This window comes from Streptomyces sp. ISL-94, assembly GCF_018614075.1.
Taxonomy (GTDB): Bacteria; Actinomycetota; Actinomycetes; order Streptomycetales; family Streptomycetaceae; genus Streptomyces.
Map to the genome: position 1 here is coordinate 1 of NZ_JAGGOZ010000022.1, position 23782 is coordinate 23782.

15 protein-coding genes and 1 pseudogene are annotated in these 23782 nt (G+C 73.7%); 12 read left to right on the forward strand and 4 right to left on the reverse strand.

Annotation, left to right across the window (positions count from 1 at the left end):
• Nucleotides 1-350: 350 nt before the first annotated feature.
• Complete coding sequence (locus J7E94_RS07890) at nucleotides 351-3149, reverse strand: YbhN family protein (protein WP_374224401.1); 2799 nt, start codon at nucleotides 3147-3149, stop codon at nucleotides 351-353.
• Between the two features lie 137 nt (nucleotides 3150-3286).
• Between J7E94_RS07890 and J7E94_RS07895 the strand changes: the two genes are divergently transcribed.
• From J7E94_RS07895 to nudC, 5 genes are all read left to right on the forward strand, one after another.
• Nucleotides 3287-3664 (forward strand): MGMT family protein, encoded by a 378-nt coding sequence (locus tag J7E94_RS07895; protein ID WP_251056310.1) that lies wholly within the window; start codon nucleotides 3287-3289, stop codon nucleotides 3662-3664.
• Nucleotides 3665-3862: 198 nt separating this feature from the next.
• Nucleotides 3863-7663 carry an ATP-dependent DNA helicase gene (locus tag J7E94_RS07900; RefSeq protein ID WP_215013579.1) on the forward strand — a complete coding sequence of 1267 codons (3801 nt, stop codon included), beginning with the start codon at nucleotides 3863-3865 and terminating at the stop codon, nucleotides 7661-7663.
• Between the two features lie 35 nt (nucleotides 7664-7698).
• A complete protein-coding gene (locus J7E94_RS07905) occupies nucleotides 7699-11676 on the forward strand; it encodes an ATP-dependent DNA helicase (RefSeq protein WP_215013580.1) in 3978 nt (1325 codons plus the stop codon).
• Nucleotides 11677-11686: 10 nt separating this feature from the next.
• Nucleotides 11687-13108 (forward strand): dipeptidase, encoded by a 1422-nt coding sequence (locus J7E94_RS07910; RefSeq protein WP_215013581.1) that lies wholly within the window; start codon nucleotides 11687-11689, stop codon nucleotides 13106-13108.
• An 83-nt stretch (nucleotides 13109-13191) separates the two neighbouring features.
• A complete protein-coding gene (nudC, locus tag J7E94_RS07915) occupies nucleotides 13192-14142 on the forward strand; it encodes an NAD(+) diphosphatase (protein WP_215013582.1) in 951 nt (316 codons plus the stop codon).
• A 51-nt stretch (nucleotides 14143-14193) separates the two neighbouring features.
• Here the strand turns inward: nudC and J7E94_RS07920 are convergent, their stop codons facing one another.
• The gene (locus J7E94_RS07920; RefSeq protein WP_215013583.1) at nucleotides 14194-14454 is read right to left on the reverse strand and encodes a mycoredoxin; all 261 of its coding nucleotides are present in this window, start codon (nucleotides 14452-14454) and stop codon (nucleotides 14194-14196) included.
• A gap of 263 nt (nucleotides 14455-14717) precedes the next feature.
• Between J7E94_RS07920 and J7E94_RS07925 the strand changes: the two genes are divergently transcribed.
• From J7E94_RS07925 to J7E94_RS07940, 5 genes and pseudogenes are all read left to right on the forward strand, one after another.
• Nucleotides 14718-16886, forward strand: a complete 2169-nt coding sequence (locus tag J7E94_RS07925) for an ATP-dependent DNA helicase UvrD2 (protein WP_215013584.1) — start codon at nucleotides 14718-14720, stop codon at nucleotides 16884-16886.
• 179 nt (nucleotides 16887-17065) lie between these two features.
• Complete coding sequence (locus J7E94_RS07930; protein WP_215013624.1) at nucleotides 17066-17401, forward strand: hypothetical protein; 336 nt, start codon at nucleotides 17066-17068, stop codon at nucleotides 17399-17401.
• 197 nt (nucleotides 17402-17598) lie between these two features.
• The gene (locus J7E94_RS07935; RefSeq protein WP_215013586.1) at nucleotides 17599-17970 is read left to right on the forward strand and encodes a WhiB family transcriptional regulator; all 372 of its coding nucleotides are present in this window, start codon (nucleotides 17599-17601) and stop codon (nucleotides 17968-17970) included.
• Nucleotides 17967-18245: pseudogene (locus J7E94_RS34305) on the forward strand (hypothetical protein); the annotation flags it as partial. The gene J7E94_RS07935 and the pseudogene J7E94_RS34305, both read left to right, overlap by 4 nt.
• A gap of 92 nt (nucleotides 18246-18337) precedes the next feature.
• Entirely contained in the window at nucleotides 18338-18544 is a 207-nt protein-coding gene (locus J7E94_RS07940; RefSeq protein ID WP_215013588.1) for a hypothetical protein, read from the forward strand.
• Between the two features lie 115 nt (nucleotides 18545-18659).
• Here the strand turns inward: J7E94_RS07940 and J7E94_RS07945 are convergent, their stop codons facing one another.
• The gene (locus J7E94_RS07945; RefSeq protein WP_215013590.1) at nucleotides 18660-19988 is read right to left on the reverse strand and encodes an AarF/ABC1/UbiB kinase family protein; all 1329 of its coding nucleotides are present in this window, start codon (nucleotides 19986-19988) and stop codon (nucleotides 18660-18662) included.
• 84 nt (nucleotides 19989-20072) lie between these two features.
• Nucleotides 20073-21215 (reverse strand): ThiF family adenylyltransferase, encoded by a 1143-nt coding sequence (locus J7E94_RS07950; RefSeq protein ID WP_215013592.1) that lies wholly within the window; start codon nucleotides 21213-21215, stop codon nucleotides 20073-20075.
• Nucleotides 21216-21424: 209 nt separating this feature from the next.
• Here J7E94_RS07950 and J7E94_RS07955 point away from each other — a divergent pair, with 209 nt between their 5' ends.
• Nucleotides 21425-21967, forward strand: a complete 543-nt coding sequence (locus J7E94_RS07955) for a M48 family metallopeptidase (RefSeq protein WP_215013625.1) — start codon at nucleotides 21425-21427, stop codon at nucleotides 21965-21967.
• Between the two features lie 116 nt (nucleotides 21968-22083).
• Nucleotides 22084-23763, forward strand: a complete 1680-nt coding sequence (locus J7E94_RS07960; RefSeq protein WP_215013594.1) for a TerD family protein — start codon at nucleotides 22084-22086, stop codon at nucleotides 23761-23763.
• Nucleotides 23764-23782: the final 19 nt, after the last annotated feature.

Genomic DNA, 23782 nt, shown 5'->3' on the forward strand with positions numbered 1-23782 from the left:
GGCGCCTCAAATTGTGTCTAAGAGACAGGCACACACCCGACCCCACCGGAACCTGGTGGCGTTCGGCTCGGTTCCGGTGGGGCCGGGCGCGCGCCGGGGCGTCCCTTCGGGCACCGGACGTGGCCAGGGGGTGGACAGTGACGCGGTACAGCGTTCGGCGCCCTGCGGGGACGCCCCGGCACACACCCGACCGGGACGGGCCGGGGCAACCCAGCCCCGCCGGCGTTTGAGGCGCGGGTGCGGGCAGCGCCCGAAAAGGCTCCGCGCAGCGTCCCCCGGCCACCTCCCGCCTCCGCGGCGGAACCGGGAGGTGGCCGGGGGAGCGCCGGGACCGCGTACCGAGCCGGAGGCTAGATCGCTTCCTTGCGGGTCAGGAAGTTGAACGACACCCACCCCGGGAGGACCGGGAGCCAGAACGTCATCAGACGGAACAGCAGGACCGCCGAGATGGCGACCTCCCGTTCCAGGCCGGCCGCGATCAGGCCCAGCGTCAGGGTGGTCTCCACCGCCCCGATGCCGCCCGGGGTCGGGGCCGCCGAGCCCAGCGCGTTGCCCGCCAGGAACACCACGGCGATGCTCGCGTAGCTGATGGCCTCGCCGCCGCCGAACGCCCGGACCGAGGCGTCCAGGCACATGACGAAGCAGCCGGTGAGCAGCAGCATGCCGCCGATGCCGGTCATCAGCTTCTGCGGGCGCTGGAGCACGTCCAGCATGCGCGGCACCACGCCCGCGAACAGGGCCCGCACGCGCGTCGCGACGAACTTCCGCAGGAACGGGACGGCCGTCACCACCAAGACCAGCACCGCCACGGTCAGCAGACCCGCGATGACCGTCCTGGACGGGGTCATCTCCGGGGTCTTCTCCGTCCCGGTCAGATAACCGAAGGCCAGCAGCAGCAGGATGTGACTGGCGAGCCCGAACAGCTGCGAGGCGCCCACGCTGGCCACCGCCAGCCCCGGCCGGACGCCGGCCCGCTGGAGGAACCGGGTGTTCAGCGCGACACCGCCGACGGCCGCCGGCGCCACCAGCTTCACGAACGACCCCGCGACCTGCGCGACCACGGTCCTCAGGAACGGCACCCGCTCCGGCACGAAGCCCAGCAGGCTCATCGCCGCCGCGAAGTACGTCAGCACCGAGAAGGCCAGCGCCGTCCCGACCCAGCCCCACTGCGCCTCGCCGATGATCGTCGCAAAGTCCACGTGCGCCAGCTGCGTCAGCAGGAAGTACGCACCGAACGCGCCCGCGATGAAGGACACCAGCGTGCGCGGACGGATCCGCTCCAGGCGCGCCGGTTCCACCGGCGCCTGCGGGCGCAGCAGCAGCACCTGCTGGCGGATCTGGCTCAGCAGGTCCTCCTCGCGGGCCCCGTCGAGCGCGTCGTCCAGCGCCTTCTTCTCGGCCTTGCGGTCGGCGGCCGGGCTCGTCGCCGAGCCCCCGTCCCGCGGCGGTCTCGCCGCACGGGAGGACTCCAGTACAGCCTCCCGCTGCCGCTCGGCCCGCTCCCGGGCCAGCTTGCGCAGCGTCGCCCGCGTGGAACGGCTCAGCGCGATCGGCTGGAGCAGCGGCAGGCAGTCCGCCACCGCGTCCGGGCCGAGCACCGACACCGCCGAGGCCACCGCCCGCTCCGCGCCGACCCGCAGGCCGAGCGTGGTCAGCAGCTGCGCGATGTCCATCCGGAGCACCAGATCGCCCGCGGCGATCTCACCGCCCCGCAGGTCGGTGAGGATGACCGTGCCGGAACGATCCACCACGAGCGCGTCCCCGGTGAGCCGCCGGTGCGCGATCCGCCGCGACTGCAGGGCCCGTACCTGCTCCCACGCGTTGCGCGTCAGGTCGTCGGTGATCTCCTCGTCGGCGAGGGAGTCCAGCGTGCGGCCGCCCAGGTGCTCGTACACGAGCATCACGGCGTCCGGGCCGAGCTCGGAGGTGGCGATCAGCTTCTGCGCGTTCGCCCCGGCCGCGATGGCGGCGTACGCGAGCAGCGCCTCCTGCTCCAGCGCCTGGCGCAGCGACTGCAGGCTGCGCCGGGTGGTGATGCCGCGCAGGGTGAGCCGGCGCCAGACCCGGTAGAAGAAGCCCTGCGCCTGCTGCTCGCGGTCCACGACGGTGACGTCGAGCGGTGGGCCGTCCTCCAGGGTGACGTGGTAGCGGCGGCCCCGGTCGCTGACCTCGGAGGCCTCCGGGCCGTCGGTCGTCTCGGCGCGCATCGCGCTGACCGGCTGGAAGCCGACGCGGCGCAGTCCGGCGAGGAGGTTCTGCCCGGTGGGGCGCACATTGGGGGAGCCGACGGCGTACAGCGTCCCGTAGGCGACGCTCCAGCCGATCAGCACGGTCAGGATGATCGAGAAGGGCGTGGTGTAGCCGCTGACCAGCATGGTGAACGCGTCGAGGAGCAGGACCACCCACAGCGCGACGCGCCAGCGCGGTCTGCGGGTCATCCCGACGGCCGTCATGTACGCGATCACAGGCGCGAGGTAGCCGTGCACCGGGTCGGTCAGGGCCCCGCCGGCGCCGGCGGAACGGGTGAGGGCGTCCTGGATGCTCTCCGGCGCGGCCTGCGAGACCCACAGGTCGGTGGCGAGGGTGACCCCGTGGGCGAGGACCGCGGCGAGCACGCCGTCGGCGATGCGCAGTCCGTCGCGCTTGATCAGCCGCTCGATGGCGAAGGCGACGGGGAGCAGCAGCACCGCGATGCTCGACACCAGCGCGGCGACCTTGATCAGCAGGTCCGGGGCCTGGCCGGTGCCCTTGTTGATGTCCTCCTCCAGGCCGACGGTGGTGCCGTGGGCGAAGGCGGAGATGCCGAGTACGACGGCGATGCCGAGGATGCCGACGAGGAGGCGTACGAGGTCGGACGGCCGGTGGACGCGGGCGGCGAGCAGCGGTTCGTCCACCTCGAGCCGGTCGGCGGCCGTGGAGGCGCGCCTGTGCGGACCGGCCTTGGGGGGGGGCTCGGGACCGGCTTCGGGGGCGGCGGCGGCACCGGCCGGACCAGCCGGGGGACCGGCCTGCGGACTGGCCTGCGGACCGGCATGCGGACCGGCCTCGGGACCGCCCCGCGGACTGTGCTCCGGACCGTCGTCAGGGCGCGCGTCGTCGTCCGCCGTCGCGCCGTCCGGAGGGCCCACACCCTGCTCCTTAGTCGTCACTTCCGTCTCTTCTTGATCACGTATCACCAGTCACCGCCCGGAAGATGGTGGCACGGACCGACCGGCGTGCGGGGCATCAGGGTGCGAGCCGGTGCGGAACCGTGCCCTCCGTCGGCGGGCGGCCGACGTGCTGCACCATGGGCCGAATGAGCGAGGAGCTGCCCGCGTACGCGGAGCGAGTGCTGGACGCCGCCGAGCGGATTCCGCCCGGCCGGGTGATGACGTACGGGGACGTGGCCGAATGGATCGCCGAGGGAGGGCCCCGCCAAGTCGGCCGCGTCATGGCCCTGTACGGGGGAGCCGTGCCCTGGTGGCGCGTGGTGCGGGCGGACGGTGTACCGCTGCCCGGCAGCGAGCGGCGCGCCCTGGAGCACTACCGCGCCGAGGCCACCCCGCTGCGCACGACGGCGGCCGGCGAACCCCGGCTGGACATGCGCCGGGCCCGCTGGGACGGCGACAGCGGTGAGGGCGGCGACGGGGACCGCGACGGGGAACGCGACGAGGCTCACACCTGACAGCTTCCGCCATGGGCGGCCCGCACGGGCGGTCGAGCGCGCGTGCGAAGGACCGTACGGGGGACCCGGAGGAACTGCGCGCGGTCGTCGGCTTGCCGTAGCGTTGCCTCTTCGACTGCGGCCGGGGCTGTGCCCGCGGCTGTCACGGCAGACCCCCTCGCAGCACAGGCAGACCCACCAGGACCGGCACTTCACGTGATGACCTCTTCCTCCGACCGCACCGAGCGGCGGCGTACGCGGACCCCTGACGCGTACCGCCTCGTGCGCACCGGGCCGGAACGTGTGGATCCCCCTGTTCTGGACGCAGCCCAACGGGCGGTGGTTGACCACACCGCCGGACCACTGCTGGTCCTGGCCGGACCGGGCACCGGGAAGACGACCACCCTGGTCGAAGCCGTCGCCGCCCGCGTCGAGGCGGGCACGGACCCCGCCCGGATCCTCATCCTCACCTTCAGCCGCAAGGCGGCCGTGGAACTGCGCGACCGGACCGCCCTGCGCCTCGGCGGCGCGCGGGCTCCGCAGGCCACCACCTTCCACTCCTTCTGCTACGGCCTGGTCCGCGCCCACCAGGACACCGAACTGTTCGCCGACCCGCTGCGGCTGCTGTCCGGCCCGGAGCAGGACGTCATGGTCCGCACCCTGCTGGAGGGCCAGCGCCGCACCCACTCCGCCCACTCCCCCCACTCCGCCCACTCCGCCCACTCCACCTTGTCCATCCGCTGGCCGGACGACCTGCGGGCCGCGCTGACCACGCGCGGTTTCGCCGACGAGGTCCGGGCCGTGCTCGCCCGCGCCCGCGAGCTGGGCCTGGGCCCGGCCGCGCTCGACTCCTTCGCGACCCGGATCGGCCGCCCGGACTGGAAGGCGGCCGCGGCGTTCCTCTCCGAGTACCTGGACGTCCTGGACATGCAGGGCACTCTGGACTACGCGGAACTGGTCCACCGCGCCGTCCTCCTCTCGGAGCGCACCCCCTCCCTCTCCTCCTCCTACGACGCGATCTTCGTGGACGAGTACCAGGACACGGACGCCGCGCAGCTGCGGCTGCTGCGGGCCCTGACCGGCCCCGGCGGCACGCTGGTCGCCTTCGGCGACCCGGACCAGTCGATCTACGCCTTCCGCGGCGCGGACATCAACAACATCCTGGACTTCGAGTCCGCCTTCCCGGGCGCGGCCGTCCACGCGCTGACCGTGGGCCGCCGCTCCGGTGCGGCGCTCCTCTCCGCGACCCGCCTCCTGACGACCCGCATGCCGGTTCCCCGCCTGCCGTCCGCGGCGGTACGCGCCCACCGGAACCTCGAAGCGGTACGGGAGGGCGGCCGGGTCGAGGTCTTCACGTACCCGACGGCCGGCGCCGAGCTCGACAACATCGCCGACATCCTGCGCCGCGCCCACTTGGAGGACGGCGTCCCCTGGCAGGACATGGCCGTCCTGGTCCGCTCCGGCGGCCGCACCCTCCCGGCCATGCGCCGCGCCCTGATCACGGCGGGCGTCCCGGCCGAAACGGACGGCTCGGACACCCCCCTCCGCCACGAACCAGCCGTGGCCCCCCTCCTGACAGCCCTCCGCGTCACCGCCACCGCCGCCGCCACGGCCACACCGCAGCCCACCCCCGCCGCACCCGTGTCCGTACCGCCCGCATCGGCCGCCGCGGACCCGGCCCCCGCCGTAGACCCGGCCGCGCCGGCCGCCGAACCGGCCGCGCCGGAGCAGTCGGCCGAGTCCGCTTTGCCCGTGCCCGAGGCGGCTGCCGAGCCCGGCCCGGCTGCGCCGGCCACCGGCGAGCTGCCCGCCACGGCCGCAGGCCCGGGCGCCGAAGGCCCGGGCACAGGCGAGCTTGCTCGCATTTCCGGGGCGGGCGGGCGGGGAACGTCCCCTGATCCCGCCCCGCAGGCCCGGCCCGCCGAAGGCGCGATCCCGGCCGCGCCGGACGCCGCCTGCGCCGCAGGCGCCAGCGTGGGCGAGCTTGCTCGCACCTTTGGGGCGGGCGGGCGGGGAACATCCCCCGTCCCGGGCCCGGAGGCCGACACCGACGAGCCCGCCGCAGGCGACACCGCGGGGGGATCCGGTCCGCACCCGGGGGACCCCGCCGACCCCGCCGCCGGCGACGCCGCGGGGGGCCCGGGCCCGGACCCCAGCGACCCTGCCGGCGGCATCACGGTCGAGGCCGCCCTCGACCTCCTCGCCTCCCCCCTCGGCGGCATGGACGCCGCCGACCTCCGCCGGCTCGGCCGGGCCCTGCGCGACGAGGAGCGCGCCGCAGGCGTCAAGGTGCCCGCGCCCTCCGACGTGCTGCTCGCCCGCGCCCTCGCCGAGCCCGAGCGGCTCGTCGCCCACGACCCCGCCTACGCCCGCGGAGCGCAACGCCTCGGCCTGCTCCTGCGCAAGGCCCGCGAGCTGCTCCAGGGCGGCGGCACCGCCGAAGAGGCCCTGTGGACCCTCTGGGACGGCACCCCCTGGCCCCAGCGCCTGGAGCGCAGCGCCCGCCGCGGCGGCGCGGCCGGCCGCAACGCCGACCGCGACCTCGACGCCGTCTGCGCCCTCTTCGACACCGCCGCCCGCGCCGAAGAACGCACCGGCGGCAGCGGCGCCCTCAACTTCCTCGAACAGCTCGAAGCCGAGGACATCGCCGCCGACACCCTCACCACCCGCGCCTTTCGCCGCGACGCCGTCCGGCTGATGACCGCCCACCGCTCCAAGGGCCTGGAGTGGTCCCTCGTCGTCGTCGCCGGGGTCCAAGAAGGCCTCTGGCCCGACCTCCGCCGCCGCGGCTCCCTCCTGGAGGCCGACCGCATCGGCCTCGACGGCCTCGCCGAGCCGCTCACCCCCGGCGCGCTCCTCGCGGAAGAGCGCAGGCTCTTCTACGTCGCCGCCACCCGCGCCCGCGACCGCCTCGTCGTCACCGCAGTCAAGGCCCCCGCCGAAGACGGCGACCAGCCCTCCCGCTTCCTCACCGAACTCGGCGTCCCCCCGCTCGACATCACCGGCCGCCCCCGCCGCCCCCTCGCCGTCCCCGCGCTCGTCGCCGAGCTGCGCGCCACCACCGTCGACCCCGACGCCTCGCCCGCCCTGCGCGACGCGGCCGCCCGACGCCTCGCCCGCCTCGCCGCGCTCACCGACGACGAGGACCGCCCCCTGGTCCCCGCCGCGCACCCGCAGCGCTGGTGGGGCCTGTACGAGCCCACCCGCAGCAGCGTCCCGCTGCGCGACCGCGACCGCCCCGTCGCCCTCTCCGGCAGCGCCCTGGACCAGCTCGCCAACACCTGCTCCCTCCAGTGGTTCCTCGGCCGCGAGGTCAAGGCCGACACCCCCTCCACCGCCGCCCAGGGCTTCGGCAACGTCGTCCACGTCCTCGCCGACGAGGTCGCCTCCGGCCGCACCCCCGCCGACCTGGCCGTCCTCATGGAACGCCTCGACTCCGTCTGGGACGCCCTCGCCTTCGACGCCCCCTGGAAGTCCCACCAGGAGAAGGACAACGCCCGCGCCGCCCTCGAACGCTTCCTGCGCTGGCACACCACCGACCGCGGGGGCCGGGCGGCCGTGGCCACGGAGCACGAGTTCGACGTCACGCTCGAAGCGGGCGACTACGCCGTCCGGATCCGGGGTTCCATGGACCGGGTCGAATCGGACCCGCAGGGGCGCGCGTACGTCGTCGACTTCAAGACCGGCAAGGCCGCGCCCACGAAGGCCGAGGTCGCGCGCCACCCCCAGCTCGCCGTCTACCAGCTCGCCGTCCGCGAGGGCGCCGTCGACGAGGTCTTCGACGGGCTGCGCCCCGCGCCCGGCGGCGCCGAGCTCGTCCAGCTCCGCCAGGGCGCCGCCGACCCCAAGATCCAGGCCCAGGAGCCGCTCGACGGGGAATGGGTCGGCGACCTGCTCGCCACCGCCGCCGGCCGGGTCCTCGACGAGCGCTTCGCGCCCGCCACCGGCCGCCAGTGCGACCACTGCTCCTTCCGCAGCTCGTGCAGCGCCCGCCCCGAAGGCCGCCAGACGGTCGAGTGAGCGGGGATGTCAGTCCGGGCGGCTAGCCTTTTCGGGTGTCCGCGCGTCCGTCCGTCCTCACCGACCCCGAGCAGCTCAAGGAGCTCCTCGGCATCCCCTTCACGCCCGAACAGCTGGCCTGCGCCACCGCCCCGCCCGCCCCGCAGGTCATCGTCGCCGGCGCCGGCTCGGGCAAGACCACCGTCATGGCCGCCCGCGTGGTCTGGCTGGTCGGCACCGGGGCGGTCGCGCCCGAGCAGGTCCTCGGCCTGACCTTCACCAACAAGGCCGCCGGCGAACTGTCCGAGCGCGTACGGAGCGCCCTCGCGCGGGCCGGCATCACCGACCCGGACCCTTCCCCCGCCGATGCCGAGGCGGCCGGCGGCGAACCGCGGATCTCCACCTACCACGCCTTCGCCGGCCAGCTCCTCAAGGACCACGGCCTGCGCATCGGCCTCGAGCCCAGCTCCCGCCTCCTCGCCGACGCCACCCGCTTCCAGCTCGCGGCCAAGGTGCTGCGCGAGGCCCCCGGCCCCTACCCCTCCCTCACCAAGTCCGTCCCCGACCTGGTCGGAGACCTGCTCGCGCTCGACGCCGAGCTCTCCGAGCACCTCGTCGAACCGGCCGAGCTGCGCGCGTACGACACCGAGCTGCTGAACACCCTCGCCGACGTCAAGCTCACCAACGACGACCTGCGCAAGGTGCCGGAGGCCGTGCGCGGCCGCCTCGAACTGCTCGAGCTCGTCGGCCGCTACCGCGCCGCCAAACGCTCCCGCGACCTCTTCGACTTCAGCGACCAGATAGCCCTCTCCGCGCGGCTCGCCACCACCCGGCCAGAGGTCGGCGCCCTGCTGCGCGAGGAGTTCGGAGTCGTGCTCCTGGACGAGTACCAGGACACGTCCGTCGCCCAGCGCCTGCTGCTCTCCGGCCTCTTCGGCGGGGGCACCGGCCACGCCGTGACCGCCGTCGGCGACCCCTGCCAGGCCATCTACGGCTGGCGCGGCGCCTCCGTCGCCAACCTCGACGACTTCCCCGAGCACTTCCCGCACGCCGACGGCACCCCCGCCACCCGGCTCTCGCTCAGCGAGAACCGGCGCAGTGGCGGCCGCCTCCTCGACCTCGCCAACGGGCTCGCCGCCCCGCTGCGCGCCCTGCACGAGGGCGTCGAGGCGCTGCGCCCGGCGCCCGACGCGGTGGGCGCCGGCTCCGTCCGGGCCGCCCTGCTGGAGACGCACGCCGAGGAGCTGGAGTGGCTCGCGGACTCCGTCGCGCACCTGGTCCGCACGGGGACGCAGCCGCGCGAGATCGCCGTACTGTGCCGGTCCGCCGGGGACTTCGCGCGGATCCAGGCCGTCCTCGTCGACCGGGACGTCCCCGTGGAGGTGGTCGGCCTGTCGGGACTCCTCCACCTCCCCGAGGTGGCGGACCTCGTCGCCGTCTGCGAGGTCCTCCAGGACCCGGGCGCCAACGCCTCCCTCGTCCGGCTCCTCATCGGCCCCCGCTGGCGGATCGGCGCGCGGGACCTGGCGCTGCTGGGCCGCCGCGCCCGGCTGCTGGTGGGCCGGTCGCCTGCCGAAGCGGCGGCGGATCCGGACGAACGGCTCGCGGCGGCGGTGGAGGGGGTCGACCCGGCGGAGATCGTGTCGCTGGCCGACGCGTTGGAGACCTTCCTCGACGGCGCGGGATCAGCCCCGGACGACCTCCCCTTCTCGGCGGAGGCCCGGGTCCGCTTCGCGCACCTCGCCCAGGAACTGCGCGACCTGCGCCGCTCCCTCGCCGATCCGCTGATGGACGTCCTCCACCGCGTGCTGACCGCGACCGGCCTGGAGGTGGAGCTGTCCGCGTCCCCGCACGCGCTGGCGGCCCGCCGCCGTGAAACGCTGTCGAACTTCATGGACGTCGCCGCGGGCTTCGCCGCCCTGGACGGCGAGGCCTCGCTGCTGGCCTTCCTGGCCTTCCTGCGCACGGCCGCCCAGTACGAGAAGGGCCTGGACCACGCCCTGCCCGGCGGGGAGAACACGGTCAAGGTCCTGACGGCCCACAAGTCGAAGGGCCTGGAGTGGGACGTGGTCGTCGTCCCCGACCTCTGCGCGGGATCCTTCCCGAAGGACAAGGCCCCCGAGGCCTGGACCTCGTACGCGAAGGTGCTCCCGTACGCGCTGCGCGGGGACGCGGACACGCTGCCGAAGGTCCGGGCGTGGAACTCGGCGGGCCTGAAGGCCTTCAAGGCGGCCCTGAAGGACCACAAGGCGACGGAGGAGCTCCGCCTCGGCTACGTGACCTTCACCCGCCCCCGCTCCCTCCTCCTTGCCTCGGGCCACTGGTGGGGCCCGACCCAGAAGAAGCGCCGCGGCCCCTCCGCCTTCCTGACCGCCCTGTATGAGCACTGCACGGCCGGGTTCGGCGAGATCGAAGCCTGGGCGGACGAGCCGGCTCCGGACGCGGAGAACCCGGCTCTCGCCGACGCCTCCACCGAGGACCACTCCTGGCCCCTCCCCCTGGACCCGCACTCCCTCACCCTCCGCCGCCGGGCGGCGGCCCTGGTGGAGTCCTACCTGGCAGCCCCCCCACCCCCCGAGGAGGACCCCTACCTCTGGCCCCCGTCCTGCGAGGAACCCTCCTACGAGGACGAACCCCCCTGCCCGGCGGGCAATCCGGACCCCGAGGTCCCTTGGCCCACGGGCGCCACAGGCCCGTTCCCCGCCGGGGAGCCGGACCCCGAAGACCCTTGGGCAGCCGACCCCTGGGCGGCGGAGCTCCCGCTGCCCCCGGGCGGCGCAGCCGTGCCCGCGCGCGGTTCGGCAGTCCCTGCCCCCAGCGGGGAGCCGGACCCCGAAGACCCCTGGGCAGCCGACCCCTGGGCGGCGGAGCCCCCGCTGCCCCCGGGCGATACAGCCGTGCCCGCGCGCGGTTCGGCAGTCCCTGCCCCCGCCGGGGAGCCGGACCCCGAAGACCCTTGGGCAGCCGACCCCTGGGCGGCGGAGCTCCCGCCGCCCCCGGGCGGCGCAGCCGCGCCCGCGCGCGGGGGCGCAGTCCCGACCTCCCAGGGGGTCCTGGGCGGAGCCCCGGTTTCGGAAAGGGGCGGGGTGGGGGACACATCCTCCCCGGCCGCGCCCGCCGCCCCGCATGACGACGACCTCTGGCCGGAGGCCGCCGTACCCGCCCCGGCCGACGGGCGGGAACCCGACGACCTGTGGGCAGCGGAGGCCCCGCAGCCCGCCCGCCGGCTCCGGGGCGCGGACCCGTACGCGCCCGCCCCGCAGAGCGACGGCCCCTCGCCAGAGGCCGCGCAGCGACCCGGCACCGCACCGCTCACCCCCGAGGACGCACGCGCCATCGCCTCCTGGGACCGGGACCTCGAGGCCCTGGAGGGCGAGCTCCGCCGTGCCCGCGCCACCGTCCGCGACGTCGAGCTCCCCGCCGCGCTCTCCGCCAGCCAATTGCTGCGCCTCGCCGCGGACGAGCAAGGCTTCGTCCGCGAGCTCGCCCGCCCCATGCCCAAGCCCCCCCAGCCGGCTGCCCGCCAGGGCACCCGCTTCCACGCCTGGGTCGAGTCCCGGTTCGACGAGCTCCCGCTCCCCCTCCTCGACGTCCTCGACCCCGCCACCGAGCTCCCCGGCTCGGACCAGGAGGTCGCCGACGAGGCCGACCTCGACGCCCTCAAGGCCGCCTTCGAGCGCAGCCCGTACGCCGACCGCCCGCCGCACCGCATGGAGGCACCGGTCCAGCTCACCCTCGCCGGCCGTGTCATCCGCGGCCGGATCGACGCCGTGTACAAGAACCCCGACGGCTCGTACGAGATCGTCGACTGGAAGACCGGCCGCACCACCGAGGCCGACCCCCTCCAGCTCGCCGTCTACCGCCTGGCCTGGGCCGAAGCCACCGGAACCCCCCTCTCCCAGGTCACCGCCGCCTTCCTCCACGTCCGCAGCGGCCGCGTGATCCACCCCCGCAACCTCCCCGACCGCGCCCGCCTTGAGCGGATCCTCCAAGGCGAACCGGGCCCGGACGGTGCCCACCAGGCGGACAGCTAGGCTCGTGGGCATGAGCCACACCCCGCCGGACAGCGTCGTCCGCACGTACATCGACACCCACCGCGCCGCCTTCCTCGACGACCTCGCCGAGTGGCTCCGCATACCCTCCGTCTCGGCGCAGCCCGAGCACGCGGGCGACGTACGCAGCAGCGCGGAATGGCTCGCCGTGAAGCTCAAGGAGACCGGCTTCCCGGTCGCCGAGGTCTGGACCCCTTCTGATTCGAAGACGGGCCCCGGCGCCCCGGCCGTCTTCGCGCACTGGCCGGCCGCCGACCCGGCCGCCCCCACCGTCCTCGTCTACGGGCACCACGACGTCCAGCCCGCCGCCCTCGCCGACGGCTGGCACACCGACCCGTTCGAGCCGGTGATCCGCGACGGCCGCATGTACGGCCGCGGCGCCGCCGACGACAAGGGCCAGGTCTTCTTCCACACCCTGGGGGTACGCGCGCATCTGGCGGCCACCGGCGCCGCCGCCCCCGCCGTGCACCTCAAGCTCCTCATCGAGGGCGAGGAGGAGTCCGGCTCCCCCCACTTCCGCGACCTGGTCGAGCGCGAGGCGGAACGGCTCGCCGCCGATGTCGTGATCGTCTCCGACACCGGCATGTGGTCCGAGACCACCCCCACCGTCTGCACCGGCATGCGCGGCGTCGCCGACTGCGAGATCGACTTCCACGGCCCCGACCAGGACATCCACTCCGGCGCCTTCGGCGGGGCCGTGCCCAATCCGGCCACCGTCGCCGCCCGCCTGGTCGCGGCCCTGCACGACGCCGACGAGCGGGTCACGATCCCCGGCTTCTACGACAACATCGCGGAGCTGACCGACGCCGAACGCCGGCTGATCTCCGAGCTGCCCTTCGACGAGTCCGAGTGGCTCCGTACGGCCAAGTCCCACGCGGCCGCGGGCGAGAAGGGCTACTCCGCCCTGGAGCGGGTCTGGGCCCGCCCGACCGCCGAGGTCAACGGCATCGGCGGCGGCTACCAGGGCCCCGGCGGCAAGACCATCGTGCCCGCCTCCGCCCACCTGAAGCTTTCGTTCCGCCTGGTGTCCGGGCAGGACCCGTACGAGGTCGAGGCGGCCGTCACCGACTGGGTCGCGGCCCGCGTCCCGGCCGGAATCCGCCACTCCATCACCTTCGGCGCCCCCACCCGCCCGTGCCTGACCCCGCTGGACCACCCGGCGCTGCAGTCGGTCGTACGGTCCATGGGCCGCGCCTTCGGCCAGCAGGTCCGCTTCACCCGCGAAGGCGGCTCCGGACCCGCGGCGGACCTCCAGGACGTGCTGGGCGCGCCCGTCCTCTTCCTCGGCATCTCCGTCCCGTCCGACGGCTGGCACTCGCCGAACGAGAAGGTCGAGCTGGACCTGCTCCTCAAGGGCGTCGAGACCACCGCCTACCTGTGGGGCGACCTGGCCGCCCACTGGAAGCCCGCCTGACCGCACCGCACGGCACCGCACCGCACCGCACCGCACCCACCACACGAGTCACCGAGCCTGCCTTGTCCCACCCACCGGGGGAGTTGGAAGTACCTGTGAGCACCCAAACCGAGCGCCCTCTCTCGCTCGCCGCGCCCAGCGGAATCGACCGTGCCGCGCACCACCGCCTCGACGAGGCCTGGCTCGCCGCCGCCTGGAGCCACCCGACGACCCGCGTCTTCGTCGTCTCCGGCGGCCAGGTCCTGATCGACGACACCCCCGACGGCGGGACCGGCATCGTGATGACCCCGGCCTTCGAGGCCCCGGTCACCGAGACGCACCGCTACTTCCTGGGCACCGACGAGGACGGCGTACGGTACTTCGCGCTGCAGAAGGACGCGCTGCCGGGCCGCATGGACCAGTCGGCCCGTCCGGCCGGCCTGCGCGAGGCCGGGCTGCTGCTGAACCCGCGCGACGCCGGGCTGATGGTGCACGCGGTGGCCCTGGAGAACTGGCAGCGGATGCACCGCTTCTGCTCCCGCTGCGGCGAGCGCACCGTGGTCGCGGCGGCCGGGCACATCCGCCGCTGCCCGGGCTGCGGCGCGGAGCACTACCCGCGCACCGACCCGGCCGTGATCATGCTGGTCACGGACGAGCAGGACCGCGCGCTGCTGGGCCGCCAGGTGCACTGGCCGGAGGGCCGGTTCTCCACCCTCGCCGGCTTCGTCGAACCCGGTGAGTCGATCGAGCAGTCGGTCATCCGCGAAGTGTGGGAGGAGGCGGGCGTCAAGGTAGGCGAGGTCGAGTACGTGGCCAGCCAGCCGTGGCCCTTCCCGTACAGCCTGATGCTGGGCTTCACGGCCCGCGCCACCACATCGGAGATCAACGTCGACGGTGAGGAGATCCAGGAGGCCCGCTGGTTCTCCCGCGAGGACCTGCGTGAGGCGTTCGAATCCGGCGAGGTCATCCCCCCGTCGGGCATCTCCATCGCGGCCCGACTGGTCGAACTCTGGTACGGCAAGCCCCTCCCGAAGCCGGCCCCGGCGACCGCCTGACGCAGAAGGCCCCCGCCGGGGCGGGGGCCGTTCTGCGTGCGAGGAGGCCGGTCAGACGGCGAGCGCCTGCTTGACCTGGGCCAGGCTCGGGTTCGTCATGACCGACTCGCTGCCGGCCGGGGATACCACCAGGACGGTGGGAACCGTCTGGTTGCCGTCGTTCGCCTTCTCGACGAACGCCGCGGACGCGGGGTCCAGCTCGATGTTGATCTCGTTGTACGCGATGCCTTCCCGGTCCAGCTGGGACTTCAGCCGACGGCAGTAGCCGCACCAGGTCGTGCTGTACATCGTCACGGAACCCTTGTCCTGCATGCTGCGGTCTCCTCTGTGGGGTCTCGGCGGTCTCGGCGGTCTCGGGGCCTCGGGGGTCTCCGTGGTCCGAGTACTCGAACGTACGGCACCGCGCGGCCATTCCCGTACGAGAGGTGCGGCTGGTACGGCCGGTGCGGCCGGTCCATCAGGTGCGCGACCGGCCGGCAACCCGGCGTGACGAGCCGGTGTGACAAGTACGACGGACCAGGGCGGCCTGTGGACAAGTTTCCCGCCCGACCCACGAGACCTGGCAGCATGGCGGGGTGACAGCAGCAACGCACTCCTCATCCTTCCCCGCCGCCGCCGCCGACTCGGCGGACGCGGTGCTCCTGGGCCTGGACCCGGAGCAGCGCGAGGTCGCGACGACCCTGCGCGGACCGGTGTGCGTGCTGGCGGGCGCCGGCACCGGCAAGACCCGCGCGATCACCCACCGCATCGCCTACGGCGTCCGGTCCGGCCAGCTCATGCCGGCCAGTGTGCTGGCCGTCACCTTCACCAACCGCGCCGCCGGCGAGATGCGCGGCCGCCTGCGCCACCTCGGCGCGGGCGGGGTCCAGGCCCGGACCTTCCACTCCGCCGCCCTGCGCCAGCTCCAGTACTTCTGGCCCAAGGCGGTCGGCGGCGACGTCCCCCGGCTGCTGGAGCGCAAGATCCAGTTCGTCGCCGAGGCCGGCGCGCGCTGCCGCATCCGCCTCGACCGGGGCGAGCTGCGCGATGTCACCGGCGAGATCGAGTGGGCCAAGGTCACCCAGACCGTGCCCGCCGACTATCCGGCGGCCGCCCTCAAGGCGGGCCGCGAAGCCCCCCGGGACATGGCCGAGATCGCCCAGATCTACGGGACGTACGAGCAGCTCAAGCGCGACCGCGGCATGATCGACTTCGAGGACGTGCTGCTCCTGACCGTCGGCATCCTCCAGGACCGCCACGACATCGCCGAGCAGATCCGCACCCAGTACCAGCACTTCGTCGTCGACGAGTACCAGGACGTCAGCCCGCTCCAGCAGCGGCTGCTCGACCTGTGGCTCGGCGAGCGCGACAGCCTCTGCGTCGTCGGCGACGCCAGCCAGACGATCTACTCCTTCACCGGCGCCACCCCCGACCACCTGCTGAACTTCCGCAACCGCTACCCGCAGGCCACCGTGGTCAAGCTGGTCCGCGACTACCGCTCCACCCCCCAGGTGGTCCACCTCGCAAACGGTCTGCTGAACCAGGCCAAAGGCAGGGCCGCCGAGCACCGCCTCGAGCTGGTCTCCCAGCGCGAGCCCGGACCCGACCCCGTCTACGCCGAGTACCCGGACGAGCCCGCCGAGGCGGAGGGCGTCGCCGGGCGGATCCGCGACCTGATCGCGGCGGGCGTCCCGGCCGGCGAGATCGCCGTGCTCTACCGCATCAACGCCCAGTCCGAGATCTACGAGCAGGCCCTCGCCGACGCCGGAGTCCCGTACCAGCTGCGCGGAGCCGAGCGGTTCTTCGAGCGCCAGGAGGTCCAGAAGGCCATCCTCGCGCTGCGCGGAGCCGCCCGTTCCGGCGGGAACGACCCGCTGCTCGACGACGTCGTGGAGCTCGGCTCCCAGGTCCGGGCCGTGCTCAGCTCCACCGGCTGGTCCACCGAGCCGCCCGCCGGCTCCGGCGCCGTCCGCGACCAGTGGGAATCGCTCGCCGCGCTGGTCCGGCTCGCCGAGGACTTCGCCCGCGCCCGGCCCGCCGCCACCCTGGCGGACCTCACGATCGAGCTCGACGAGCGCAAGGCCGCCCAGCACGCCCCGACCGTCCAGGGCGTCACCCTGGCCTCGCTGCACGCGGCGAAGGGCCTGGAGTGGGACGCCGTGTTCCTCGTGGGCCTCACCGACGGCATGATGCCGATCACCTACGCCAAGACCGACGAACAAGTCGAAGAGGAGCGCCGGCTGCTCTATGTCGGCGTCACCCGGGCGCGCCTGCACCTGACCCTCTCCTGGTCGCTCTCCCGCGCTCCGGGCGGCCGGGCCGCCCGACGCCCCAGCCGCTTCCTGAGCGGCCTGCGGCCGGGCTCCGCGGCCCCGGGAACCGGGCCGGGCGGCGCGGCCGAGCGCGGGGCCCGCAAGCGCGGCCGCCGCGGCCCGGCGCTGTGCCGGGTCTGCGGCAAGACGCTGACCGAGGCCGGCGAGATGAAGCTGATGCGCTGCGAAGACTGTCCTTCCGACATGGACGAAGGACTCTACGAGCGGCTGCGGGACTGGCGCGCGGTCCAGTCGAAGGAGCAGGGACTGCCCGCCTACTGCGTCTTCACGGACAAGACGCTGATGGCGATCGCGGAGGCCGCACCCTCCGAGGCGGGGGAGCTCTCGATGATCTCCGGGGTGGGCGTCCGCAAGCTCGAGCGGTACGGCGCCGACGTCCTGGCCATCTGTGCAGGTCAGGAGTCCGGGGGCGAGGATTCTGACGACGCGTAGAAACTCGTCGGAAAAATAGTTTGCACATGTCCAGCGAAGCCCCATAGGTTCTTAGCAACGGAAACGGTGGCTTCTCCGAAGCCCCTGATCCGTGCTGTACTTATCCGAATACGCATGGGACAGGCCCCAGGGCCCCGTCCCCGAGACGCCGAGAGGAGGCGAGATCAGTGACCAGCTTCATGACCAACACCACCAAAATGGCCGATCGTTCGGTCGTCGCCTCCTGCCTGCTCGGTTCCGTCTCTCTCCGGGGTACCGGTCTGTCCGCGATTGCCGCTGACAGCCCCGCCCTGGCGGCGGCCCTGCCGGTCCGCGAGCGCAATGAGCGACCGACTCAGGCACCGGTGGCAGTACTGGCAGCAGAAGCTCAGGCGCATGGCGCCTATGGGTTTGCGGCCGCAGCCGGTGCCGCCAGTGCCGGATTCAAGACGCAGCAGACGAAGCAGACGACGAAGCAGCAGCACCACCTGATGTGGGCCTTCCGTGGGCTCGAACCCTGGAGTGATCCAGTCTGATCGCATGATCAGGCCGGCGCCTTCAGGGCCGCGGAACCCCACCCGGGATCCGCGGCCCTTCTGTTTGTCCCCGAACGGGGACGACGCAGGGAAGGCGCCTCGGGACTGGCATTACCAGTCGGTGTGAGAACGAAGCCCAGCCGAACCCGGCCGACCGGCCGGAACGACTAGCCGACCCAGACGAGGAAGAAACCACCGTGCAACTCGAAGCGCACGCCCCGTCCGTACCGCAGACCCAAACGATCTCCCCGCCCGCAGTCCCGGAGGACCACGCCTTGACCCCGCTCACCGCGCTGACCGCGCTCGACGACGCCATCGAGAACCTCGGCGTCCCGGTTCCGTGCCGCACCTTCGACCCCGAGGTCTTCTTCGCCGAGTCCCCGGCCGACGTGGAGTACGCCAAGTCCCTGTGCCGGACCTGCCCGCTGGTCGAGGCCTGCCTCGCCGGGGCGACCGAGCGCCGCGAGCCCTGGGGCGTCTGGGGCGGCGAGCTCTTCGTCCAGGGTGTCGTCGTGGCCCGGAAGCGTCCGCGTGGCCGTCCGCGCAAGAACCCGGTTGTCGCGGCATGACCGCCAACGGAACCATCGACCGCCCCCTCACGCACGACCCCCTGAAGCAGGCCCTCATGACCCCCGACACCACGAGCGAGCAGCCGCACGGCTCCGCCCACGCAGCCTTCATCACCGCCGGCGCGATCACCTCGCGTCAGAACAGGACCCGCGAAATGCAACTCATCCAAGAAGCCCTGGCCCGTGCCCATATGGACGACCGCATGCGTGAGGCCGACGCCGAGCGTCACGCCCTGCGCCTGCTGGCCGCCCGCCGCANNACCAGCCGAGAAGAAGCTCCCCGGGGGGACCGGTCCGAACGAACGGACCGGTCCCCCCGGTGCGTTGCGCAGGGCAGTCCACCCCTGACGGGGATATCGTCTTGGAGGTGGACCAGCCGACTCCCCACCCCGCCCCTCCGGGACCGGAGGCCCAGCCCGTCGTCTGCGCGCGCTGCGGCACACAGTCTCCCAACGGCCCCCCGCCCACCTGGACCTGCTCCGTGGAGAACGGGACGCGACAGTTCTTCTGCGTCGACTGCGCCCGGGCCAACCTCCGGGCGATCGAGGGCAGGCTCGACTCCTCCTGGTGGTGAGCCCCCCGCCCCTCCCCCCGCCCGCGCCCATCCCCGCATGCCAGCACGCCGTGCCTGCCCGGCACGCCCTCATGCGCGCCGGTAGCTCCGCGTCCGTCACTCCACTCCGCGCCGGTTACTCCTCGGAGGGGAACCCCGGCAGCCAGGAGTCCAGTTCGTCCCGCAGCCGCACGGTCGCGCCCAGCTGGCACAGCACGCCGATGGTGCTCAGCGTCACCCGGTGGATCAGCAGGTAGGAGGGCGGCAGGTTGATCTGCCGGCCCAACTGGTGTGCGGGGGAGCGGGGATCGGCGATCCGCGCCGCCTGCCCGCGCAGCCACGGCCGGGTGAAGGTGAACTCCTCGGCCTCGGCGGGCTCGATGATCGGCTTGAGGTAGCCCAGCACCGCGTCGGGGTCCAGATCGATGGACTCCTTCACGAACCCCTCGGCGCGCAGGTGCCCGTAGACCCCCTCGGCGTCACCGTCCAGCGTCATCCGCAGCGACCGGCCGATGGGCTTGGGCCAGCCGCCGGGCAGCCGGTCCACCGTGCCGAAGTCCAGGACCCCCAGCTGCATCCGGCCGTCCGGCCCGGATAGCAGCCGGAAATTGCCCGGGTGCGGGTCCGCGTGCAGCAGCCCGGTGCGCGCGGGGCCGGAGAAGAGGAACCGGGCCAGCAGCTGTCCGGCACGGTCGCGCTCCTCCTGCGAGCCGTCGGCTATGACCTCCGACAGCGGGGTCCCCTCCATCCACTCGGTCACCAGCACCTGGTCGCCCTGGTGCACGACATCCGGTACGACCACGTCCGGGTCACCCGCGAACGCGTCCGCGTGCGTGCGCTGGGCCTCCGCCTCCAGCTCGTAGTCGAGCTCCTCCTCGACCCGGTCGCGCAACTCCTTGATCAGCGGCTTGATCTCCATGCCGGGTATCAGCGGCCCCAACAGCCCCGCGAACCGGCCCAGCTGCTTCAGATCCGACAACAGCGCCTCGCCGGCCCCCGGGTACTGGACCTTGACCGCCACCTGCCGGCCGTCGTGCCACACCGCCCGGTGCACCTGGCCGATGGAGGCCGCCGCGGCCGGCTTGTCCTCGAACTCCTCGAAGAGATCCCGCCAGTCCGCACCGAGCCGGTCGGCCAGCACCTGGTGCACGGTGGACGTGGGCAGTGGCGGCGCCGCCTCCTGAAGCTTGGTCAGCGCCGCCCGGTAGGGGCCCGCGACCTCCTCGGGCAGCGCCGACTCGAAGACCGACAGGGCCTGCCCGAACTTCATGGCACCGCCCTTCAGCTCCCCGAGCGTCCGGAACAGCTGCTCGGCGGTGCGGTTCTGAAGCTCGCGCGCCACGATCTCCGCGGACTTGCCGCCGATCCGCTTGCCCAGCCCCCACGTGGCCCGACCCGCGAAGCCGAGCGGTAGTGCGGCCAGCCTGACGGTACGGGTGACCGCCTTCCGGGGAAGATCAGACATATGCCCCTCCAATTCCCAGACAGCTGCGCCGCAAGCGGCGGTTTCAGGAAGGGCTCCGGTGATCCGACAGCCCCCAGCATCCTGTCATGGCCCTCCCGGCCGATCCGCTCCCGATCCTCCTCCCGACCGCTCCAGCGCCGCTGGACCGTCGGCGCTCGCCCCGCACGGGCAGTCGGGGTGGGCGCGCAGGGGGTTCGGCTCCCAGTGGAGAGCCGGGAGGGCGGCCTCCCAGCGGGAGGCGGTGGACGCGGGCAGTTCGCCGTCGAGGAAGGACAGCGCGTGGGCCGCGGCCAGGCCGGCCACCGCGGTGGACAGGCCCAGGTCGCAGGCGGCATCGGCTCTTCGGCGGTGGGCCGAGCGCCACTGCACCAGCATCCGCGGCCAAGCCGGATCCAGGTCCACCCGGTCACGCTCCATGCACCCCGCGCAGGCCGTCGCCCCCGGCAGGACCAGCGGTCCCACCAGCCCGGTGCCCTCCAGCACCCCTGCGTACAGGTGCGGGATGCCCGTGGCGACCCAGCCGGCGGCGGTGTCCGGATCCGGGGCCCAGGCCTGCAGCCCGTCGCGCGGCGCGACCACCACCAAAGCGAGCCCGGGCTCCGGCCCCCCGCCCTCCCCGGCCCGCGGGGCGCGGGCCGGGGCGGACTCGCGCACCAGCTTCCCCGCGGCCTCGGCCCGCAGCCGGCCCACACTCCCGGCCCCCAGCCCGCCCGGGGCCACATCCGCCGGCTCCACCCGGCCCCCGTCGAGCACATCGACCCCGCCCACGCCGGCTCCCGCCAGGACCGCGGCGATCAGAGCGCCGACGCGGCCGCTCCCGCGCACCTGGACCCGTATCGCCCGGCGCGCGGCCATACCCCGCAAGTCACCGCCCGGCTCCCGGTGGACCAGCGACAGCGAGCCCAGATCGGGCGCCAGCCGCTCCAGGGCCTCCGGCCGCTTGCGCACGGCCTGGGCCCGCGGGCCGCCCGCGGTGGCGTCGTCGAGCAGCCCGGCCCCCGCCAACCGCCGGACCAGTTCGTCGGCCTGGCCGTCGGGCAGCCCCATCCCCGAGGCGTCCGCCCGCAGCAGGTCCATCCCCCGCGTCCCGTCGATGCGGTCGATGAGCGCGCCCGTCGCCGTGTCGACGGGACCGAGCACCACCGCGTGCGCGGGGGTCACCCCGAACTGCACCGTCTGCATATCGCGCCAGGCCCGTGCCAGTGCCGGCTTCACCTTTGGATACATGGCAGTCCCCCGCTCCCGATTTCCTTCGCGTTCTCCGTTCCTCCGCCACAGTGCACGCCCGTCGAAATGCGTGCAGGAATTTGTCCACAGGCGAGGGGTATTAGGCATATGAGATGGAGAAAAGAGGTGTTCCGTGTGCCCACGGTGAATCGATCATGTTCGAACCCTGGACGCGCGGGACTTCGGCCACGGCTACCGGGTACGGTCGTGTGGTGTCCGCCGACCCATCGCAGCGCGCCGTAGAAGTCCGCCGGAGCGCGCGCCGCCGCAGGACCGTATCCGCCTACCGCGAGGGTGACCGTACGGTCGTCCTCATCCCTGCCCGGATGTCGGAGGCCGAAGAGCAGCGCTGGGTGGGCGTCATGCTCGACAAGCTGGCCGCCCAGGAGAGCAAGCGCACCCTCGGGGACGCGGAACTCACCCAGCGCGCCGAGCGTTTGTCCGACCAGTACTTCAGCGGCCGCGCCCGCCCCCGCTCGGTCCGCTGGGTCACCAACCAGAACACCCGCTGGGGCTCCTGCACCCCTGCCGAGGGCAGCATCCGGCTCTCGCACCGCCTCCAGGGAATGCCGGAGTACGTCGTCGACTACGTACTCCTGCACGAGCTGGCGCACCTCCTCGTGCCCGGCCACGGCCCCCGCTTCTGGGAGCTGCTGGAGGCCTACCCGCGCACCGAGCGGGCCCGCGGCTACCTGGAGGGCGTGGTCGGGGCCGAGAGGCTGCCGAAAGTGCCCGCCGCCCGCGACGAATAACCCCGAGTGACACAGCGTGATATGTACCGGGTCGGTACCGGCTTGGCCGGATGTCGGCAGTTGCCGTTAGCCTGAGCGGCAGTATTCACAGTCGGGATGGGGGACGGTCGTTACGTATGGCCAGGGAATTCCAACGCGGCCACAAGGCCAAGATCAGTGATCTGACAGCGGGCACCGATCTGTACGTGGGCGTGCAGATCGCCGGGCCCGGACTCACCTTCGACATCAGCTGTTTCGGGCTGGACGTGAACGAGCAGCTGTCGGACGACCGCTACTTCATCTTCTTCAACCAGCCGAAGTCGCCCGAGGAGTCCATCCAGCAGCTCGGCGCCCAGTCCGGCGACACCGAATCCTTCCGGGTGACCCTGGACCGTGTTCCGGCCTCCATCCACAAGCTGTCCTTCACCGCCACCATCGACGGCGCCGGGCAGATGTCGCAGATCGGGCCGGGCTACATCCGGATCGTCGCGGGCGGCGAAGAGGTCGTCCGGTACGCCTTCAACGGCTCGGAGTTCACCACCGAGCGGGCCGTCATGCTCGGCGACTTCTACCTCAAGGACGTCTGGCGCTTCGCGGCCGTCGGCCAGGGCTTCGACGGCGGGCTCGACGCACTGCTGAAGAACTTCGGCGGCGAGGTCGCCGAGGAGCAGCAGCCGCAGCAGCAGGTCCCGCCGCAGGCAGCGGCCTCGCCCGGGTTCGCCCCGCCGCCGCAGGCGGCCGCCCCGGGCCCGGGCCCGGCACCCGCTCCGAACTTCGGCGCCCCGGCCCCACACGCCCCGGCCCCACACGCCCCGGCCCCGGCACCCGCTCCGAACTTCGGCGCGCCCGCCCCAGCCCCGCAGGCTCCCCAGGCCCCCGTACCGCAGCCGCAGGCGTACCAGCAGCACACCGCGCCCACCATGGCCGCGCCGCTGGCCCCGCCGGCCCCCGCGCCCTACGGCCAGCCGCCCCAGCAGCAGCCCCCGTACGGCCAGGCACCCGGCCAGTACCCGGGCCAGGTCCCCCCGCCCGCCCCGGCCCCCGCGCCCTACGGGCAGCAGCCGGGCTACGGCCAGTTCCCCGGTCAGGTCCCGGGCCAGCAGCCGCCGTACGGCCAACAGCCCGGCTACGCCCCGCAGGCCGCGGCCCCCGCCTCGGCCGGTCTCGCCGCGGCCCTCCAGCCGTACAAGGAAGCCCCCACCGGCACCCGCTGGACCCCGCAGAACCAGCAGCTCATGCGGGTCGACTTGGCCATGGGCGGCCAGGCCGTCCTCGCCCGCCAGGGCAGCATGGTCCTCTACCAGGGCAAGGTCGACTTCAGCTACAAGGGCGCGGGCTTCGCCGGCCGCGTCGTCGGCAACGCCACCGGCCAGGAGATGCAGCTCATGCGCTGCACCGGCCGCGGCCAGCTCTTCCTCGCCGAGAACGGCGCGCACCTGCACGCCATCGAGCTTCAGGGCGACGGAATCTGCGTCTCCGCCGAGGCCGTCCTCGCCTTCGACGAGTCGCTCCAGCACGAGGTCCGCCGCATCGAGGGCCACGGCATCCCCGGCGGCGCCCTGTTCACCATGCAGTTCCAGGGCACGGGCACGGTGATCGTCAAGACGAACGGCGTCCCGGTCGTCCTCCCCGTCACCCCGACCACCTTCGCGGACAGCAACGCCATCGTCGCGTGGTCGGCCGCCTCCCAGGTGATCATCTCCAGCCAGGTCCGGCTCCGGCGCAACGCCTACCCCGGCCACAGCGGGGAGACCGTGAACCTCCAGTTCCGCGGCGCTCCCGGCAACTTCATCGTCGTCCAGCCGTACGAGGTCTGAGGGAGCCCGACATGAACGC

Bases quoted from the DNA above. Each gene is read 5' to 3' on its own strand.
- J7E94_RS07895 (WP_251056310.1), top strand. From the start codon at position 3,287: ATGGGCCGAATGAGCGAGGAGCTGCCCGCGTACGCGGAGCGAGTGCTG.
- J7E94_RS07910 (WP_215013581.1), top strand. From the start codon at position 11,687: ATGAGCCACACCCCGCCGGACAGCGTCGTCCGCACGTACATCGACACC.
- J7E94_RS07930 (WP_215013624.1), top strand. From the start codon at position 17,066: ATGACCAACACCACCAAAATGGCCGATCGTTCGGTCGTCGCCTCCTGC.
- J7E94_RS07950 (WP_215013592.1), bottom strand. From the start codon at position 21,215: ATGTATCCAAAGGTGAAGCCGGCACTGGCACGGGCCTGGCGCGATATG.
- J7E94_RS07960 (WP_215013594.1), top strand. From the start codon at position 22,084: ATGGCCAGGGAATTCCAACGCGGCCACAAGGCCAAGATCAGTGATCTG.
- J7E94_RS07920 (WP_215013583.1), bottom strand. From the start codon at position 14,454: ATGCAGGACAAGGGTTCCGTGACGATGTACAGCACGACCTGGTGCGGC.
- J7E94_RS07900 (WP_215013579.1), top strand. From the start codon at position 3,863: ATGACCTCTTCCTCCGACCGCACCGAGCGGCGGCGTACGCGGACCCCT.
- J7E94_RS07945 (WP_215013590.1), bottom strand. From the start codon at position 19,988: ATGTCTGATCTTCCCCGGAAGGCGGTCACCCGTACCGTCAGGCTGGCC.